Source organism: Streptomyces sp. NPDC048461, assembly GCF_055587105.1.
This window is the reverse complement of sequence record NZ_JBVJGW010000056.1, coordinates 1-17,117: the sequence shown is the minus strand read 5'-3', so window position 1 is coordinate 17,117 and position 17,117 is coordinate 1. Positions and strand designations below refer to the sequence as shown.

The window sequence follows — 17,117 nt, the reverse complement described above, 5'->3', positions numbered from 1 at the left end:
GCAGAATCCAACTCAGACCCCACCTCATCGACGGCTGCCTCACCGCCACCGGCCTGGCTATCAACCCACCGACCCCACCCTGAAATCCTCAGTAGTTGGGGGCGAAGAGCATGCTGGCGACCTTGTTGTCGTTGAAGTTGTTCTTGTTGGCGATCCCCGATACTCCGGTGTTCTGGTTGTAGCTGTTGGCATTGCCGCCTTTGATCTGCTGTTGGGTCTTGACGAGGTTGTTCCCCCGGCGGCGGCCCTCGTTGTACTGGTGGTCGCCGGTCGAGGAGGGGAAAATCACCTCGGGGTCGGAGCTGTTGTCTGCGATGGCGGGTGAGCTAATGGCGCCAGCCAGGATGAGGCCGAGACCCAGGGTCGCTGCTGTGGTCCGAATGCGCATGTACATCTCCAGATGCTTGACCGGAATAGGCGACGACAGCAATCGGATCGCAGGTCCCGCGCTCTCGGCGGCATTCACCCCTCTGGCGGCGCGTCGGGCAGGTGAAAGCCGACAAGACGCCATCGCCGTACGCCAGCGCGGCAACTGCCACGGTCTCCCCCACCAGACGAGACGCACCGGTCAAGATCAAGTGGCAGAAACCTGCTGGTCGTCAAGATCACTTGGCAAACGAGCAAGATCCTTTGTCAATGGTCAGTGGGGGATGGTGAGCTTGTCGTGGGCCAGGAGCCAGGCGTCGACTGCGCGCCGGTCGAAGCGGGGGCTTTCCTCGGTTCCTGCGACCGGTTCGGGGAAGTCGGGCAGGCGTCGGCGCCATGCAACGACCGCGGCGCGGCCTACCCGGGCGATCCGTGCGACTTCCGCGAGGAACGCCGTGTCCGCCTCGGGGGGCGGCCGGTTGCAGCGCGGCAAGTGGGGAGCGGCGGCCGGGGCCGGTCCGGCGGACCTGTCGCCAGTCGACGTGGGGGCGGGTCTGCGGGAGCAGCGCGACGGCCGCCGCGGAGTACAGCGGGACCTGCACCACTCCCCCGTACGCCCGCCCGTAGTCGACCTCCGCCGTGCCCACGGGGGTCAGCCAGCCGAGGCGCACCACGTGGTCGAGGTCGGTGCGGCGGACGCCGAGGCGTACGGCGGCCTGGTCCGGGCCGATGGGCACGTGGTGGTCGAGGAGGGCGGGCAGGTCCCGGCGTCGGGCCAGCGTCTCCACCTGGTCCGGGTGCACTTCCGGGAACTCGGTCTCGCCGCCGAGGCGGAGCAGGAGGCCGGCGCGGACGAGGTGGCCGACCGCGGCCGCGGTCACCCCCGGCCGCCGCAACGGCAGCGGAACGCCGAGCGCGTCCGTCAGGTGGTCCGCGGCCCACCCCGCACCGACCGGACCCCGCAGCGCGGCCCGTACCGCTTCCGGGTCGGCGGCCTCCACCACCGCACGCGACCGCTCCCCCGGACCCGCGTCGGCCGGGGGCACCAGACCGGTGCCGGCCGCCCACCGCCACGCCGCCACCGGCACCCGCAGACGCCCCGCGGCCTGGCCCTCGTCGTACGTCTCGCGCTGCCTGCTCATCACGTTCTCCCTCCGCCAGCGGCCCGACCACCGGGGCCGTGACCGAAACATCCAGAAACATCCTGTTTATTGTCAATAGGCATGTTTTCAGGGGGAGTTGGGGGCGCACCGCACAAGCCGCCTACGCGTACGCGAGGGCAAAAATCCCCCCTGCGGAGGACCCCGGCGCCCCCGGCCGGACACAACGAAGCGGGGCCCGCCACCTTCCGGTGACGGGCCCCGCTCAACTCCTCACAACACCCGGCCTGCAGAAACTCCGCACGCCTCTGACCAGCACATATGGCAGGTCAGGCTCATAGCCTCACAGCTGGCCGAACTACCGCGCGCGGGCCGGCCGCAACCCGGTCAGACAGCCGGGGAGCTGCCGTAGCGGTAGGAGCGGTAGCCGCGCCCGTCACCGTGCCAGTCCAGGAGCAGCACCGCGTCCGTGTGCGCGCCGGGGGTAGCCCGGTGGCTGAGGGTCGGTGTGCGATAGGTGCCGTTGTGGTCGCCTTGGCCGTTGCTGTCCTCCACGCGGGACTCGATCCCGGGAGAGTCCTGCGCAGCGGCGAGGGCGCCGTCCCGCTGTCGGATCTGCACGCGGAGTTTGGCCCCGTCGAGGATCGTCGGATCATCGAGCGCCTGATGGGCGGGGCCGTCCCACCGTGCCTCGGCGTAGGGGTGGACGGTCGGTCCGGAGCGGAGCGGGGGCGCCGGGCGCAGCGGACCGGACGGCCCCCACCAGGACCACGGCCGGAATGCAACAAACCACGGGTCACAAGGCTGTTGACGGCACACCCTTAAGCCGTAGGACCGTCGCAACGGCAGGTGGGCCGATGGCACACAGCACGGGGGACAGGTCCGCGGTTTCCCCGTGCCCGGCAGCCGGCTCCGGGCGTTGAGTGGCGCGACGCGTGCCCCCGGTTCCATCGCCGGGCCGGCACCGCCCCACGGCCCTGCCCCGTCCGCCCGACAGCAGGGCCGTCCCCCTCCCCCGGCGCAGGCAACACGCCCCATAGTCCCTCTCAGCCGGTTCGAGAGTTCGGCGAAGGCTCTTCAGGCAGCACGTGCGGTAGCGCTGCCGAAGACGTCATCGAAACGATGGGCTCGGTCGGTGCGCACGAGGTGGTAGGCGCCGCTGTGGTGGCGCAGGGCGTGGTCGGTGTAGTGGAGGACTTCTGCGGGAGTGAGGACCTTGAGGTCACCGAAGACGTAGTAGAGGGGTGTGGGCGCGTGGGCGGCGGTGAAGATGAGGCCGGCGTTGAGGGTGGCGGTGCTGATGGCGTAGCGGTCTGAGTGAGTGCTGGGCATGCGGTCTTTGGCGTCGATGGTGATGAGGTCGCTGCCGCGGGCCGCGATGAGGTCGGGGAACTGGCGCAGGGCGGAGCGGGTGCGGCGCAGGGCTTGTTGGATGGTGGGTGGGTAGGTTCCCTGGCCGCAGGGTTGGACGGTCCATCCGTGTTGGCGCAGCGCGGTTGTGATGCGCTGCTCGTGGGCGTCTCCGACCGGCTTGCGTTCCTGCCAGCTCGTCACTACGGCTCCTTGTCACGCCAGTTCAGGGACAGTGATACGAGACTTTCGGTTTTCGTATTCCTCCGTAGGGCTATGATGCCCAACATGGCGGCATACGGTGACCCACGATTTCGTCCTACTCTCTGGCCTGGTTCGCCTGTTCCTCCTCCGCAGCTGACGCCTTTGCGCGGAGCGCGGGCGGACGGCGAGTGGGTCATCTGGGATGTCGGCGATCCGGAGCGCGTCGACGGGGAGCGGACCTGCCTGCCCCCGGACTTCTATCTACGCGAGCTGATGGAGGCGGATCGCCGCGACCTGGTCACGGTGGCCGGCTGGATGAGCCACTACGGCCACCTGGGGGGCAACATCCATGCGGGCGGGTGGGTCGAGGAGGAGTACGAGCGGCTGCGGGAGCTGGAGGACCGCGAGCACCCGCGGTACGGCCCGTGGGCCATGCACGGAGACCTGGTCGAGTTCCACATCCGCGAAGCTCAGCAGGCCGTCACGACCTGGCTCGCCTGCAGCCGCGAGGGAGGGCTCGACGAACTCGTGGAAACGGAAGTCACCGAGGAACGCCTCGCCCAGGAGAGGGCCGACAACGCGCACCGCGAGGACGTATACCCTCGCGACCTCGACCACCTGCGGCAGCTCGTTCTGTGGCTGCGGCTGAACCAGCTGCGGACAACCCTGGACAGCGCTCTGCAGCCGTTCAGCGTCGGTCTCAGCAGCCTCGAAGACCGGCACGTACCGCTGCTGTCCGTGGCATTCCTGCAGATGTACAACCACATGGCCGAAGAAGCCACGGTTCGCACCTGCGCGAACGAGACCTGCCGAGGCTCCTTCGTCCGCCAGCGCGGCCGCGCCGAGTACGGGCAGAACCGCACCACCGGCATCAAGTACTGCACCCGCGAATGCGCCCGCGCCCAAGCCCAACGCGAACACCGGCGCCGCCGCAAGGCCGCCGCCGTCCGACCCGGCGCCGGACCGGTCGACATGACACAGGCCGCACCGGCCGCCCGGTCTCGGAAGGAGGCAGACGCGTGATTCACCTCCGCGAGCACCAGGTCGACCAGAAGTCGGCATTCCGAAAATGGGTGGGATTCCCTGCAAGGTCATCCGTGCCTCCGCAGGGCGTCCGGGGCACGATCGTGTCAGCGACCGGCTCCGGCAAGACGATCACCGCCGCCGCGTGCGCGCTGGAGACCTTCGCGGGCGGCCGGATCCTCGTCACCGTCCCGACCCTGGACCTGCTCGCGCAGACCGCCCAGGCGTGGCGCCTGGTGGGCCACCGGGCCCCGATGATCGCGGTGTGCTCGCTGGAGAACGACGCGGTGCTGAACGAACTGGGCGTGCGCACCACCACCAACCCGATCCAGCTCGCCCTGTGGGCCGGACACGGCCCGGTCGTCGTGTTCGCCACGTACGCCTCGCTGGTAGACCGTGAGGACATCGACGCACCGGCGGGACAGCGGAAGGTTCGCGGGCCGCTGGAGGCCGCTCTGGCGGGCGGGGAGCGGCTCTACGGCCAGCGCATGGACGCCTTCGACCTCGCCATCGTGGATGAGGCACACGGCACCGCCGGTGATCTTGGCCGTCCGTGGGCCGCGATCCACGACAACGCCCGGATCCCGGCAGACTTCCGGCTGTACCTCACCGCGACCCCGCGCATCCTCGCCGCTGCCCGCCCGCAGAAGGGGGCGGAGGGCCAGGAGGCGGAGATCGCGACCATGGCCGACGACCCGGACGGGACGTACGGCGCGTGGCTCGCGGAGCTCGGGCTGAGCGAGGCGATCGAGCGGGAGATCCTCGCGGGGTTCGAGATCGACGTGCTGGAGATCCGCGACCCCTCCCCCGTCGTCGGCGAGACCGAGGAAGCCCGGCGCGGCCGGCGCCTGGCCCTGTTGCAGACCGCGCTCCTGGAGCACGCCGCCGCGTACAACCTGCGTACGGTCATAACGTTCCACCAGAAGGTGGAGGAAGCCGCCGCGTTCGCGGACAAGCTCCCGGAGACGGCAGCCGAGCTGTACGTCAACGACGCCTCCGACGCCGACCTGGCCGCCGCGGACAAGCTGCCGAAGTCGTCGATCGACGCGGAGTTCTACGAGCTGGAGGCCGGCCGCCACGTCCCGCCGGACCGGGTCTGGTCGGCGTGGCTGTGCGGCGACCACACCGTCGCCGAACGGCGCGAGAAGATCCGCCAGTTCGCCAACAGCATCAACGCCGCCGGGCACCGGGTCCATCGCGCCTTCCTCGCCAGCGTTCGCGTCCTCGGGGAAGGCGTGGACATCACCGGCGAGCGGGGCGTGGAGGCGGTCTGCTTCGCGGACACCCGCGGCTCCCAGGTCGAGATCGTCCAGAACATCGGCCGGGCGCTCCGCCTCAACCGCGACGGCAGCACGAAGGTGGCCAGGATCATCGTGCCGGTGTTCCTGGAGCCCGGCGAGGGCCCGACGGACATGGTGGCCTCCGCGAGCTTCAAGCCGCTCGTAGCGGTCCTCCAGGGCCTGCGCAGCCACGATGAGCGCCTGGTCGAGCAGCTCGCCTCCCGCGCGCTCACCAGCGGCAAGCGCAAGGTCCACGTCCAGCGTGACGAGGACGGGCGGATCGTCGCGGCCGGCGGCGAGAGCGACGGCGAGGACCAGGAGCACGACGACACCGACGCGGCTGCCGAGTCGGCGCTGCTGCACTTCTCCAGCCCGCGCGACGTCGCGACGATCGCGGCGTTCCTGCGCACCCGGGTCTATCGGCCGGAGTCGCTGGTGTGGCTGGAGGGCTACCAGGCCCTGCTGCGCTGGCGGGCGGAGAACGAGATCACCGGCGTCCACGCCGTGCCGTATGACACCGAGGTCGAGGTCGGCGTCACGAAGGACTTCCCGCTGGGGCGGTGGGTACACCAGCAGCGCAAGGCGCTGCGGGCCGAGGAGCTGGAGGACCGGCGCAAGACCCTGCTGGACGCTCCGGAGGCCGGGATGCTCTGGGAGCCGGGCGAAGAGGCGTGGGAGGCCAAGCTGGCCGCGCTCCGCTCGTTCCGGCGGGCGACCGGGCACCTCGCGCCGCCCCAGGACGCGGTCTGGGGCGAAGGGGAGGCGATGGTGCCCATCGGGCAGCACATGGCCAACCTCCGCCGCAAGGGCGGCCTCGGCAAGGACGCGGAGCGGGCCGCCGCCCGCGCGCAGCAGCTGACGGAGATCGACCCGGACTGGAACTGCCCCTGGCCGCTGAGCTGGCAGCGCCACTACCGGGTGCTCGCCGATCTGGTCGACGCCGACGGCGTCCTGCCCTACATCGCAGGCGGCGTCGTCTACGACGGTGACGACATCGGGACCTGGCGGTGGCGGCAGCAGGAGCCGGGCATCTGGGCGCAGCTCCTGCCCGAGCAGCGGGAGCGGCTGACCGCGCTGGGCATCAATGCCCCTGTGGCCCCGTCTCCCGCCCCGTCAGCGACGCCCGCGACGAAGGGGCCGGGCAAGGCGCAGCAGGCGTTCCAGCGGGGCTTGACGGCCCTGGCGCAGTGGGTGGAGCGGGAAGGTGCGGGCCGGTCGGTGCCGCGAGGTCACGGGGAGCCGATCGCGGTCGACAGCGAGGCGGAGCCTGTGATCGTGAAGCTGGGTGTGTGGGTCTCGAACACCAAGTCGCGGCGCGACAAGCTCACGGCGGAGCAGCTGGACGCGCTGCGGAAGCTGGGCGTGGAGTGGGCGTGACACGGTCTGCGTCTGGTCGTTGGGCCTGACGTCAAGTGAAGTGCACACAGACCCCGGGATGTCATGGCTGATACCCGGGGTCTCGTGCTGTCCGTGGGCCGGCGGACCAGCCGGGGCCGGGCGCCAGCCCTGCAACGCGGGGTGCAACACCGCAACACGAGAGGCCAGCTCGGGTCATCGCCCCAGGTCAGGGGTGAAACGCGAGGCGGCGTTTCAGAGGCTGTGTTGCGGTGGCGGGGCCGGGTGTTGCAGTGGGCGGCGCCTGGCTCGGCGGAAGCTCTGCGCCCCGGGAACCAGCGCTGACAGACTCGGTGCAGTGATCACCCACCGTCGACGGAGGATGCGTTGAGCCAGCAGGAGCAGCCCTGGCAGCCGGGCCCGAACGATCTGCCCTTCACCACCCACCTGATCAACCCGCACGGCGACCGACACCTCGGCTTCAACGATGTCGAAGGCCGCTACTACCGGCTGTGGCAGCACAAGGCCCCCGAGCAGCTCCACACCGGCGATGCCATCTTCCTGCGCCCCAGCGACATCAACCAGATCATCAGCTACGCCATGATCTGGGTCCGCAACCACCCCGACGATCCCCGCGGCTACGAGCTCATCGACGAAGTCGCCGCCGGAGCGAAGGGGATCGTCATGCACTTCGCCCAAGCCGCCCAGGCCCCGTCGCAGGGCTAGGACGACGTCCCGCCCGCCGCGCCCCAGCCCCGTACGAAGGAGGCCAGGGCGCGGCGCTGCTCTTCCTGCCGGGCGATCTGCTCCGCAAGGACCTGGCGGTCGACGTACGGGTCGACAGCGGCGAGGACCAGGCGCCGGAGTTCGTCCGGCTCCAGTGCTTCGACCTCCCACTGGACAGGGTGCTCGATATCGAAGCCGTAGCGGCGGGCGAAGGCCGGCCATCTCGGGTCGCCGCGCTTGCCCTCGGTCGCAGGCAGCTCGTAGTCGTGGACGACCTGGTCGTAAGTGAGCAGGACCCGTTCGGTGTGGCTCCAACACGCGGTGCGCGCTGTCCAGTCGCGTTCGACATCCTCGCCGGAGCAGTCGAAATCGCCGACCACCCGGAGCGCCGCTTCCCTCGGGTCAGCGGCGACGCGGTCGCGGACGACGTCGACGTAGGACTGGGAGCCGAAGCCGCGGACGACCAGGACCGGGATGCCGTACGGAGCCAGCCAGCCGGTGAGGAGCTGGCGGAGCGTGTCCTTTTCCGCGGCGACGTAGAGCGCCTGCGACTGGCCTGTCGTGAGGTCGAGGCCGAACCAGTCGGGGCTCTCGCGCAGGAACGCGCCCGCGTCCGGCCAGGCCGGGGGTACGTGGACTTCGCGCAGGGTGTCGATCAGGTCGGGGAAGCGGCCCTCGCGGCGGGCCCGGGCGAGGTGGGAGGACAGGTGCCGGTACATCGACGGCGTGTGCGGCAGCACGCCGGCGGAGGCGAGGCGGTACATGACCTGGCGCAGCGTGACGCCGCCCTCGTAGCTCTCCACGATCTGGCGGGCCCGGTCCACGACGACCGGCCACCGGATCCGCTCACGCGCCATACCGGTACTTGTACCCCTTCGGCGTCGTCGTCCGGCTCAGATGCCGCCCTGGGCGACGGCGGCGCGGAACTCCTGCGTCATCAGCGTGACCGAGCCGCGCTGCACGGGCGCCGGGCCCGGTTCGCCCCACACCTTGTGGAGCGCCGTGCGCAGCTTGTCGTTCATCGCCGCATCGACCACGGCCCGGTGCTCGTCGGGCACCTCGCGGGTGTCCTGGACGGCGACCATGGTGCCGTTGCGGGTCCCGATCCACCCGAGGGTGGTGACCTTCCAGCCGAGCTGCTTGGCCGCTTTGCGCATCGCGGCCCGGATCAGTTCCACCCCGCCCAGCCCCACGGCCTCCTCGTCGTCCAGGTTCACCTGGTAGTAGCCGCCGTATCCGCCAGCGCCGTCCTGGCAGGCCCGGCGCAGCAGGGGGATGAGGGCCTCGGCCATGGCGATGCAGCGCGGGTCCTTCACGTACGACGGCACCGGAGGTCTCCTTCAACGTGGGGCGGGCAGGTGGGGCAGCAGCGTAGTGAGATCCTTGCCCTGGTCCACAGGCCAGTACATCAGCGGGCAGAGGGCGCCGGGCGGCGTTCAGACTCTCCTGCCCCCAAGGAGCGAATCACCCTGCCGGGTACACAGGCGTGCCCGGCAGAGCTACCAGCGGCGCAGCTCCTTGACGAGTTCGCCGTGCCACTCGGTGCGGCGCGGCAGGTACTCGTCGGGCGCAGGTCCGAGCGCGACGACCTGGTCGGTGATCCTGTAGGTGACTCGGTAGGCCAGGACTTGGGTGGCGAGGTCCAACCACGCCTGGGTCTTGTGCGCCGGCGGCACGGGACCGAGGACGGTCACGAACCACATGGGCAGCAGGGCGCGGTCGCGGACCGCGTCGGCCAGGCGGCCGCGCAGCAGCCAGTTCAGTTTCCGCTCCGCCTTGTCGCCCTGCTCGATCAGGGTTGCCTTCGCCTGCCGCAGGGTGTCGTCCTGGGCCAGTGCGGCGCGGGCGGTCTGAGCGGGGCCGGCCAGCTTCTTGGCCCGCTGATCGTGCTGCTCAGCGAGAGGGCGGGACATGCCGAAGTCCCAGACGGCCTGCTTGTACTCGCGGGAGGTGCTCGGTTGGCTGGCCAGGATGCCCGCGGCCTCCACCACCTTGTCACGGTGCTCGTCGCGCTCTTCGAGTGCTTGTTCGTGGTGGCGGATGTTGAGGCGGTGGGCCTCGCGCTGGTGTCCGGGGAGCAGGCCGGCGCGTACGTTCCAGCCGTGGCTGGCGGTCCTGGCCAGCTTCTTCCACTCCGGGTCGATGGTGTCGAGGTCGGCGAGCGGGGCGCCGCCCGCGGCGAGCAGGTGCGCTTCGAGAGCCTGGACGCGGCCGGTCAGCCGTTTGAGGACCTGCTCGGTGTCCCGGATGTCGCCGCGTACGTCCTCGTCCAGCTCGGTGAGGTCGTTGCGGACGGTGCCGAGGTCGTCCTCGAGGCTGCGGAGGTCGCCGCGGATGTCGCGCAGCTCGTAGTCGAGGTCGTCGACCTCGCCCAGCTTCGAGCGCAGCGAGTGCAGCTCGTGCTCCATCCCGCTGGTCTGGCTCTCCAGCCGGCGGACCTGGTAGCCGTAGTCGTCGCTCACCGTCGCGCCTCCTTCGGTTCGGCGCCCGTGCTGTCGGCCGTAGACCCGCCGACCAGCATCCAGCCGATGGCGGCGGCGATGATGAACCACCGGCTGATCACGCTCAGGCTGATGAGGGCCATCAGGAGCGCGACCACGTGCAGGCCGACTGCTCCGAAGCGGCGGTCACGGTGCTGGTCGACGTCGACCTTCTGGAAGCAGCCGGCCACCGTGCCCGCGAAGTGCGGGACCAGCAGGACCAGCCACCAGGCAGAGTGATCGAGGATGAAGACGAGCGCGATCAGCGCGGCGCCGACGGCCGCCTCGCCGCGCCAGGACCACGTCACGATGCGCTCACTGCGTTTGCGCTCGGGTTCGGCCAGACGCTCGGGAATCGTCTTCTCGAACTCCACCAGCTTGCTGGTGGCGTGCACCAGCCGGGCGTACTCCACCGCGAACTGGTCGTCGCCGACGCCGTGTTTCAGCAGCTCGGCACGGCGAGCGCCGACCTTCTGCTGCATCTGCGTCAGCTGCTCTTCGATCTGCTGCTCGGTGTTGCCCACCGAACCACCCCCACCCGCGATGCGACGACCCGGCGACCGGACACTTCCCTGCTGGTGGCCACCGCCAGCAGGGAAACCGATCGACCGTACCCACAGCGGTCCGAGGGCCGCCGGGGAATCGCACGCAGTGGCCGAAACCTTGCCGATCAAGTCCGTGCGCCGCTGCCTTACCAGGGGCTTCACGGCGATGGCAGACGGAGCACGGGTCAGCTGACGGGCGGTGCAGCCGGCTCCGGGGTGAGCGTGGTCTCCAGCCGGTCCAGGCGTTCGTAGAGGGCGCGGACCAGGCGGGCGCGGTTCTGGACGCAGCGCACTGTGCCCTCGATCGTCGCGGACAGCCGGCCTTCCGCCTCGCGCAGGACGACGTCGGCGAGCGCCCGGCGTCCGCTGCTCTTGGGTAGCTGCTCCGCGCGTCGCCGGACGTCGGAGGCGACCGCGCGGGCGTGGCCGGTCAGCTGGAGGCCGATCTGCTCGTAGTCGCGGACAGCGAGCGTGGCCTCGTCCGTCCACGCGAGGACGGTCTTGACGAGGCACTCGTACGGTTCGCGGTCCAGCGGGAGTTCCGCCTCGATCAGGCCGTCGGGGTCGTACAGGACGGTGTGGGTGCTGGTGTGCATGGCGGGCCTCGCTGCTGGGGCGTCGTCGCGCGGGTGGCCGGCGGTCACCGCTGGGTGTCCTCGCCGTCGTCGGCCCGGTCGTCCTGGTCCGCGTCGTGGCGACCGAGGAACCGGGCGAAGCCGCGGTCCGCGCGGGCGAGCAGGGCCGGGGAGGGGACGCCATAGGCGGGCGGCTGGAGGCCGCGGCCCTCCGGGGCCGGGACGGTGTGTCACCGCCCGACGGGCTCGTCCCGGCACGGCAGGAGGGCCCGCACGACCGGACAGGTCGGCGGGCCCTCCTATCCTCCGGGGCGCGCTACCTGCTGGCGCAGGTCACGTAGACGTCCACGGTGAGCGGCTCGGAGCGGCCGCCCGCCTGGCCCCACCAGCCGTCGGCGCGGGCGCCCTCGCTCGCGAAGCCGGGCTTCGACGAGATCAGGACGGACTCACGCCCGCTCGCCGAAGCGCCACCGCCCACGACCTGCCGCCCGTCCGGGCACACGAGGAACCCGCCGGCCGGGCTGTTCGAGGTCGCCCTGCCCGTGGACCAGGTCACGTCGGTGATCGGGTCGGCGCAGACCGCGGAGGCTTCGACACCGACCGAGGTGTTCTCGTCCTTCCGGCCGGCCACCACCCACTGGGTGGGCTGCTTGGCCGAGTTGAACGCCGCCGGGTACGACTTCGTGAGGGAGCTCCGGTCGCCCAGGATCTCAGCGCCGCCGCTGAACGCGACCTTGCCCGCCGGGCAGGACAGCGTGACCTGCTGATCCACCGGCACCTGGTCCATGGATGCCTGGACGACCTGGTAGCCGCTGGGCTTGCGGGCGCAGATCGCCCATGCCGTCACCGTGCTGGGCTGCCCCGTGAAGTTCCGGGCGCTGGCGACCCACATCCTCTCGTTCCAGGGGGACGGGTAGCTACTGACCAGGGCCACCGAGTCGTAGAAGGAGTCCGAGGCCGATGCCTCCGCGCCGCCACTGACGGCGACCTTCCCGGCCGGGCAGGAGACGAGCACCTTCCGGTAGTCGGGGACGGTCTCCGTGGTCTTCACGACCTGGATGTCCGTCAGCGGCGGGGCGGAGGCCGGGGCCGGAGCCGGGGGCGGGCCCGGTGCGCTCGGGGCGGAGAACGCCGGCCCGGTGGCCGACATTACGAGCCCGACCGCCGCGGCGCAGATGGCGAGCCGGGAAAGGGGGTGCTGCCGAAAGCTCATGGAATCCCGATCTGTGAAAGCGCAACGGCGTCGCGCAGCGCGATCAAGCTAGAGCCCTAAGTGATCGGGCGCCAGTGCGCCTCACCAGATCCAGTGATCACAACCGGCTTCGGCCTATATCCCCGCCGGATGCCGTAAGAGGCTCTGTTCTCGCGCTCGCTACAGGCGGGCGTGGCCGCTGGTGGAGCCGATGACCCCTTCCGGTCCTTTCCGTGGCGGCGGGCCTCGGAGATGAGACCGGCCCGCATGAAGTGCCCGGTGAGACGGACCGGGAGGCCCGCGCGCTCCCCGGTGTCCGTGATGATCGTGCCGACCGACTGCGCCGAGAGACCGGACCGGGTCACGCTGCCCGTGCGGTGTTTCCGGCGGACGGCCGGGTGTTCGGGTCGTCCAGCCGGGCCCATGGACCTCACCGCCCGACACCCCCGCACCGGCGAGCTACTGTCCACCGTGAAGCCCAGGCCGCCGCCCGCCCCGCCGACTACACCGTCATCGACGTGCGCACCCCCGGGGAGTACGCCTCCGGGCACCTTCCCGGCGTCCACAACATCCCCCTCGGCCACCTCCACACCGCACTGCCCGCCCTCAAGGCAGCAGCAGCCCGCGGCACCCTCCTCATGGTCTGCGCCTTCGGCAACCGCTCCACCACCGCCGCACCCAACTCGCCGCAGCCGACATCCCCGCCACCACCCTCACCGGCGGCACCACTGCCTGGGCCGGCGAAGGCCACACCCTCCACCGTCCCGACAACACCACAGCCGTCTGGCCCATGGAACGCCAGGTCCGCCTCGCCGCCGGATCCCTTACCGTCCTCGGCCTCGCCGCCGGCACCCGCTGGCGCCCCGCCCGCTGGCTGTCCGCCGCCATCGGCACCGGCCTGATCTTCTCCGCCGCCACCAACACCTGCGGCATGGCCGCTGCCCTCGCCAAACTCCCCCACAACCAGCCCCGCACCACCGACCATGACGCCACCCTGCGCGCCCTGCAGGACTGATACGGCCGCTGCGGGAATGGGCCGCTGTACCCGTAGCGCGTGTCCGAAGTTCAACACGCTCAACTTGACAGAGAAGTCGTCGCTGACCATCGCCCTGAACCTGTCGAGCTCCAGGACCTGCGTGGCGGGCCAGGTGGAGGCCCACGTCGACTTGCCCGAACCGGCCGCGCCGATCAGGCACACCAACGACGGCTCCGGGATCGTCGTGTCGACGGGCAGCGCGTTGTCCAGACGGAACGGCTTCATTCGGCTTCTCCCTGCGGGTCAAGAGCACGGGTGGCGTAGTAGGTCTGCAGACCGGCGTTCTCGGTGATGAGGGCCGCGGCCTCGTGCAGCGGGCACGACATCTCGCCGTCGCGGTCCGGCTCGATCCGTCCGGCGGCCTGCGCGGCGACGGTGAGCAGCTGCGCGAGGGAGCCGAAGACGCCGTCCTGGCGGTGGTCCTCGTGGTGGAGCTCGCGCAGGATCTGCGCGAGCTCCTGGGCGCCGACCTCGCCGGTGAGTTCGTCCTGGATCTGCTGGAGGGCGAGCTGGACGATCCCAGCGGAAGCACGGACCCGGTCCAGGCGGGTGCGGGTCACCGGCGGGCGCCGGGACGGGTGGTGAGCCAGACGGTGACGGCGGCGGCGCCGACGCCGATCGCGCGGTGCAGAGCGGCATCCAGCTCCATCCACGCGCTGCCGGGCCCGGTGAGCTCCTTGGTGACCGTGCCTTCGTCGTCGAGGCGGACCGCCTGGCAGTGGTCGATGTACCCGGTCTTCCGGGTCTTCTTAGCCAGTGCAGCAGAGCGGCCCCGCGGTCGATCGCCGCGTGCGTCCCGGCGTTGATGGCCGCACCGGCGAGCAGCGCGGTGGGCGTGACGCGGTAGCCGAACGCGCGGGTGATCGCGACGGTCGCCCCGAGCTGAACAGCGGTGTACGAGGCGACGTGGCAGGCCACGGCGCGCCTGCCGAGCGCGCTGCTGGTCATCGTCGGGCGGCTGGAGTCCTCGGTGGCGGGGGAGCCGTCGGCGTGGACCAGGTCCTTGCCGTACAGCCGCTTCCGCGAGGCCGTCTTGCTGCCCTGGACCCAGTGGTCGCAGGCAGGATGCAGCTCGCCGAAGGTCGCCAGGAGGGTGCCGAAGAGGGCCAGGCGCTCGGTGGTGAGGGTCAGTCGGGGCATGCTGGGGTTCTCCTGATCTCGATGGGTGAGGGAGCGGGCGGCCGGCTCTTTGCCGATGCTGCGGCCGCCCGGTGGTACCCCCGTCCCGGCCTGTGCGGCCGGGACGGGGCACGCACTACGCGGCCAGCCGGTGAGCGGCGGGTGCCGAGGGCGCGAAGTAGCTGCTCGGGTCCACCGGGGTGCCGTCGAAGCACTCGATGCAACAGCCGAGCTTCTTGGAGAGGCAGAAGTAGAACCGCCGCCCGCAGTCGCCACAGGTCTGGCGAGCTGCCATCGCCTTGTCCAGGGCCCACTCCTGAGCGAGCGTCGGCGTGCGCTTGGGCACCGCCAGGTCGACGCGGAGCAGGAAGCCCCGGGTCGGGTGACGGCAGGACCACTGCGGGCGGGTCGCGCACAACCTGCACCGCAGGATCGCGACCGGGCCCTGATTGCCGCCGGGACTCAGCTGCATGTCCCGTAACTTCCTTCTCGTCACGAGCCCTTCGGGCACCGTGCCACGGTCGAACTCCGGCAGCGCCGCGTCACTGCGCGGCACCCGGGTCACCTCGCGGCGGCGGCGCGGCATCACCGGCGCCAGGTGCCGGGCAGCCGGTCGGGGCGGTACGGGTGGCGGGGTCCGGGACGCTGCGGGCGGGGCCGGCCGATGCGGCGGCGCGTGCGGGGGATGAGCACGGGCAGTTCCTCCAGAGGTCGGTGCACAGCTCCGCGCCCCGCCGACGTCGAACGTGTCGGCGGGGTGCAGGACGGCGGGTGCCGGGTCAGGCGGGCGTGTGCGTGCGGTGCGCGCCGGGCGTGGTCGGTGCCGGCGTGGTGTGGCTCGGGCGCGGGTGCTGGGGCTGCTGGTCGGGGGCGCCGTGCAGGTGGGTGCCGATCAGGTAGCCGATCAGCAGTCCGCCGGTGCCGTAGACCTTGTGCCGGTTGGCCTTCCACCAGGTGGGCGGGGTCGGCTCCGCAGCACGCCTATGACGGCCACGTGTTCTCCATTCGGTCGGGGACAGGGTGGGTGGTGCGTGAGGCCGGTCGGCCTGTCCGGCCCTCGCCCCGGCCCCGCGGTGGCGGGGAGGGGCGAGGACCAGGCGGAGCGACCGGGAGTCAGCGCTGGAGCTGGTGGACGTTGTCGGGGGTGTCGTCGTCGGGCGCGGGGGCCGGGGCGGGGATGTGGATCTCGGGCCGGATCTCGATCTGCGGCTGGAAGGCCGGGGCGGGCTGGGCGGGCGCGGGGAAGTTGTTGACGACGGGGCGCAGGCTCCAGCCGCGCAGGGCGGCGGTGGAGGCGATGGTCCAGGCGAGGACGGCGATGGCGGCGGCGACGGTGCGCCCGTCGGCGGGGGTAGTGGTCCACACGACCGCGACCGTTGCGGCGCCCCAGACGGTCCAGGTGAGGCGGGCACCGGTAGCGCCGGCGAAGCCGCCGATCAGGCCGAAGAGGCCCGTGAGCTGCCAGAAGGTGTAGATGGCGGCGCCGCTGACCGGGAGGCCGGCGGTGTGCTGGGCGATGTAGGTGCGGATGGGGTTGTCGACCACGCCCCAGAACTCGTCGGAGGCGCTGGTGCCTACCTGGGTGGCGGGCAGCGCGTCGGCGAGGCGGCCCAGGGCGGCGTCGAAGACGTCCCCGGCGGCGTCGAGAAGGATGATGACCGCGCACATCCCGGTGACGACCAGCAGGGCCTTGATCCAGTTGGCGATGCCGTGCCATCCGGCCTTGGGGACCTGGCGCAGTTCCTCCCACCGGCCGTGCAGGAAGCCGCCCTGCTCCCAGGAGGCGTTCCACGCGGCGCGCAGCTGGGCGAGGTTGGTGCCAGGGTCCTTGTCCGGGCCGGTGGCGGGCTGCGGGGCGGCCTGGTCGAACAGGTCCATGAAGCTCGGGGTGTTCGGGTGGGGCTGGCCGTTGATGTTCTTGTCGTCGGACTGCATGGTCGGGCGCTCCCTTGATCGGGCGGTGTGGATGGTGGTGTGCAGGCCGGGCGGCCTGGCCCGCACCCGACCGCGAGGGTTCGGGTGCGAGGCAGGTGGTCCGGAGCGGGGCGGTCAGAGGCCGCGGGCGTCGGCGAGGTCGGCGGCCTGGTCGAGCATCCGCATCGGGATGCGGCCGCTGGCGAAGGCATCGTTGAAGGACGGCACGGAGTCGACGTCGCCGAACTGGCGGCGGATCGCGTCCATCAGGACCTGAAGGCCGCGCGACTCCAGGTTCTGGTCGCCGCGGGCTTCGATGTGGATCGCGCCGTACAGACAGCGGGCGCCTTCCGCGTCGACCAGGGCGCCGGAGCACCATCCGCCGGTGAGCAGCCGATGGTGCGCGCGCTGAAGGAGCGCCGCGACCGGGGTCGGGTGCGGGGTGGGCGGCGGCTGGAGCGTCGGGGTGAGCGGGAGGGTGACGACGTCGCCCAGGTCGACCGGCACGGTGTCGATGTGCGCGGTGTTGACCTCGTAGGCGATGGCCGCCTCTTCCAGCCGGATGGTCATCGCCGCGTCGGTGGCGGCCATGCGGGCCTCCAGCGACAGTTCGGCGGGCGGTGCGCTCGTGCGGGCCGGTATGGGCGGGGCGTGGGTGGGATGGGGCATCGGGGCTCCTCGGAAGGCGTCGGAGGTGCAGGGGGCGGCGGCCGTCGACGCCGACGGCGGGCGGTGTCAGAAGGTGGAGATCCAGCCGGTGACACCGCTGATCGCTTCGGTGATGAAGGGCGCGGCACCGGTGGAGGCGAGGAAGAAGCCGAAGGCGGCGCAGGCCAGGGCGTGCCAGAGGCGTACGGAGCCGCCTCGGATGA

At 71.4% G+C, this 17,117-nt stretch carries 18 protein-coding genes and 1 pseudogene; 5 read left to right on the top strand and 14 right to left on the bottom strand.

Annotation, left to right across the window (positions count from 1 at the left end):
* Window positions 1-88 precede the first annotated feature (88 nt).
* The 4 genes from ACZ6S8_RS39020 to ACZ6S8_RS39005 form a co-directional block, all read right to left on the bottom strand.
* A complete protein-coding gene (locus ACZ6S8_RS39020; RefSeq protein ID WP_469463093.1) occupies window positions 89-289 on the bottom strand; it encodes a hypothetical protein in 201 nt (66 codons plus the stop codon).
* A gap of 316 nt (window positions 290-605) precedes the next feature.
* Complete coding sequence (locus ACZ6S8_RS39015; protein ID WP_469463091.1) at window positions 606-1,508, bottom strand: hypothetical protein; 903 nt, start codon at window positions 1,506-1,508, stop codon at window positions 606-608.
* A gap of 345 nt (window positions 1,509-1,853) precedes the next feature.
* Window positions 1,854-2,087: a hypothetical protein gene (locus tag ACZ6S8_RS39010; protein WP_469463089.1), complete on the bottom strand. Its 234-nt coding sequence runs from the start codon at window positions 2,085-2,087 to the stop codon at window positions 1,854-1,856.
* Between the two features lie 456 nt (window positions 2,088-2,543).
* Window positions 2,544-3,020 (bottom strand): hypothetical protein, encoded by a 477-nt coding sequence (locus tag ACZ6S8_RS39005; RefSeq protein ID WP_469463087.1) that lies wholly within the window; start codon window positions 3,018-3,020, stop codon window positions 2,544-2,546.
* A 162-nt stretch (window positions 3,021-3,182) separates the two neighbouring features.
* Here ACZ6S8_RS39005 and ACZ6S8_RS39000 point away from each other — a divergent pair, with 162 nt between their 5' ends.
* The 3 genes from ACZ6S8_RS39000 (at window position 3,183) to ACZ6S8_RS38990 (ending at window position 7,384) form a co-directional block, all read left to right on the top strand.
* The gene (locus tag ACZ6S8_RS39000) at window positions 3,183-4,043 is read left to right on the top strand and encodes a hypothetical protein (protein WP_469463085.1); all 861 of its coding nucleotides are present in this window, start codon (window positions 3,183-3,185) and stop codon (window positions 4,041-4,043) included.
* Window positions 4,040-6,700 carry a helicase associated domain-containing protein gene (locus ACZ6S8_RS38995; RefSeq protein WP_469463084.1) on the top strand — a complete coding sequence of 887 codons (2,661 nt, stop codon included), beginning with the start codon at window positions 4,040-4,042 and terminating at the stop codon, window positions 6,698-6,700. The genes ACZ6S8_RS39000 and ACZ6S8_RS38995 overlap by 4 nt, the downstream gene beginning before the upstream one ends.
* A 345-nt stretch (window positions 6,701-7,045) precedes the next feature.
* Entirely contained in the window at window positions 7,046-7,384 is a 339-nt protein-coding gene (locus tag ACZ6S8_RS38990; RefSeq protein ID WP_469463082.1) for a hypothetical protein, read from the top strand.
* Here the strand turns inward: ACZ6S8_RS38990 and ACZ6S8_RS38985 are convergent.
* The 6 genes from ACZ6S8_RS38985 to ACZ6S8_RS38960 all read right to left on the bottom strand — a co-directional run bounded on the left by ACZ6S8_RS38985 (window position 7,381) and on the right by ACZ6S8_RS38960 (window position 12,197).
* Window positions 7,381-8,241: a hypothetical protein gene (locus ACZ6S8_RS38985; RefSeq protein WP_469463081.1), complete on the bottom strand. Its 861-nt coding sequence runs from the start codon at window positions 8,239-8,241 to the stop codon at window positions 7,381-7,383. The two genes, ACZ6S8_RS38990 and ACZ6S8_RS38985, sit on opposite strands and share 4 nt — an antisense overlap.
* 36 nt (window positions 8,242-8,277) lie before the next feature.
* Entirely contained in the window at window positions 8,278-8,712 is a 435-nt protein-coding gene (locus ACZ6S8_RS38980; RefSeq protein WP_469463079.1) for a hypothetical protein, read from the bottom strand.
* Between the two features lie 171 nt (window positions 8,713-8,883).
* On the bottom strand, window positions 8,884-9,846 hold the full coding sequence (locus ACZ6S8_RS38975) for a hypothetical protein (RefSeq protein ID WP_469463078.1): 963 nt from the start codon (window positions 9,844-9,846) through the stop codon (window positions 8,884-8,886).
* Window positions 9,843-10,388, bottom strand: coding sequence for a hypothetical protein (locus tag ACZ6S8_RS38970; RefSeq protein ID WP_469463076.1), 546 nt, complete (start codon window positions 10,386-10,388; stop codon window positions 9,843-9,845). Before ACZ6S8_RS38970 ends, ACZ6S8_RS38975 begins: the two co-directional genes overlap by 4 nt.
* A 206-nt stretch (window positions 10,389-10,594) precedes the next feature.
* Complete coding sequence (locus ACZ6S8_RS38965) at window positions 10,595-11,005, bottom strand: DUF6415 family natural product biosynthesis protein (RefSeq protein WP_469463074.1); 411 nt, start codon at window positions 11,003-11,005, stop codon at window positions 10,595-10,597.
* Between the two features lie 295 nt (window positions 11,006-11,300).
* Window positions 11,301-12,197 carry a hypothetical protein gene (locus tag ACZ6S8_RS38960; RefSeq protein ID WP_469463073.1) on the bottom strand — a complete coding sequence of 299 codons (897 nt, stop codon included), beginning with the start codon at window positions 12,195-12,197 and terminating at the stop codon, window positions 11,301-11,303.
* Window positions 12,198-12,688: 491 nt separating this feature from the next.
* Between ACZ6S8_RS38960 and ACZ6S8_RS38955 the strand changes: the two are divergent.
* Window positions 12,689-13,191 (top strand): annotated as a pseudogene (locus tag ACZ6S8_RS38955) (rhodanese-like domain-containing protein).
* 242 nt (window positions 13,192-13,433) lie between these two features.
* Here the strand turns inward: ACZ6S8_RS38955 and ACZ6S8_RS38950 are convergent.
* Window positions 13,434-13,772, bottom strand: coding sequence for a hypothetical protein (locus ACZ6S8_RS38950; protein ID WP_469463071.1), 339 nt, complete (start codon window positions 13,770-13,772; stop codon window positions 13,434-13,436).
* Window positions 13,773-14,104: 332 nt separating this feature from the next.
* Between ACZ6S8_RS38950 and ACZ6S8_RS38945 the strand changes: the two genes are divergently transcribed.
* Window positions 14,105-14,368: a hypothetical protein gene (locus ACZ6S8_RS38945; RefSeq protein ID WP_469463069.1), complete on the top strand. Its 264-nt coding sequence runs from the start codon at window positions 14,105-14,107 to the stop codon at window positions 14,366-14,368.
* A gap of 99 nt (window positions 14,369-14,467) precedes the next feature.
* Here the strand turns inward: ACZ6S8_RS38945 and ACZ6S8_RS38940 are convergent, their stop codons facing one another.
* From ACZ6S8_RS38940 to ACZ6S8_RS38930, 3 genes are all read right to left on the bottom strand, one after another.
* Window positions 14,468-14,917, bottom strand: a complete 450-nt coding sequence (locus ACZ6S8_RS38940; RefSeq protein ID WP_469463068.1) for an RRQRL motif-containing zinc-binding protein — start codon at window positions 14,915-14,917, stop codon at window positions 14,468-14,470.
* Between the two features lie 527 nt (window positions 14,918-15,444).
* Window positions 15,445-16,266: a hypothetical protein gene (locus tag ACZ6S8_RS38935; RefSeq protein ID WP_469463066.1), complete on the bottom strand. Its 822-nt coding sequence runs from the start codon at window positions 16,264-16,266 to the stop codon at window positions 15,445-15,447.
* A 114-nt stretch (window positions 16,267-16,380) separates the two neighbouring features.
* Window positions 16,381-16,914 carry a DUF6197 family protein gene (locus ACZ6S8_RS38930; protein ID WP_469463065.1) on the bottom strand — a complete coding sequence of 178 codons (534 nt, stop codon included), beginning with the start codon at window positions 16,912-16,914 and terminating at the stop codon, window positions 16,381-16,383.
* Between the last annotated feature and the right edge of the window lie 203 nt (window positions 16,915-17,117).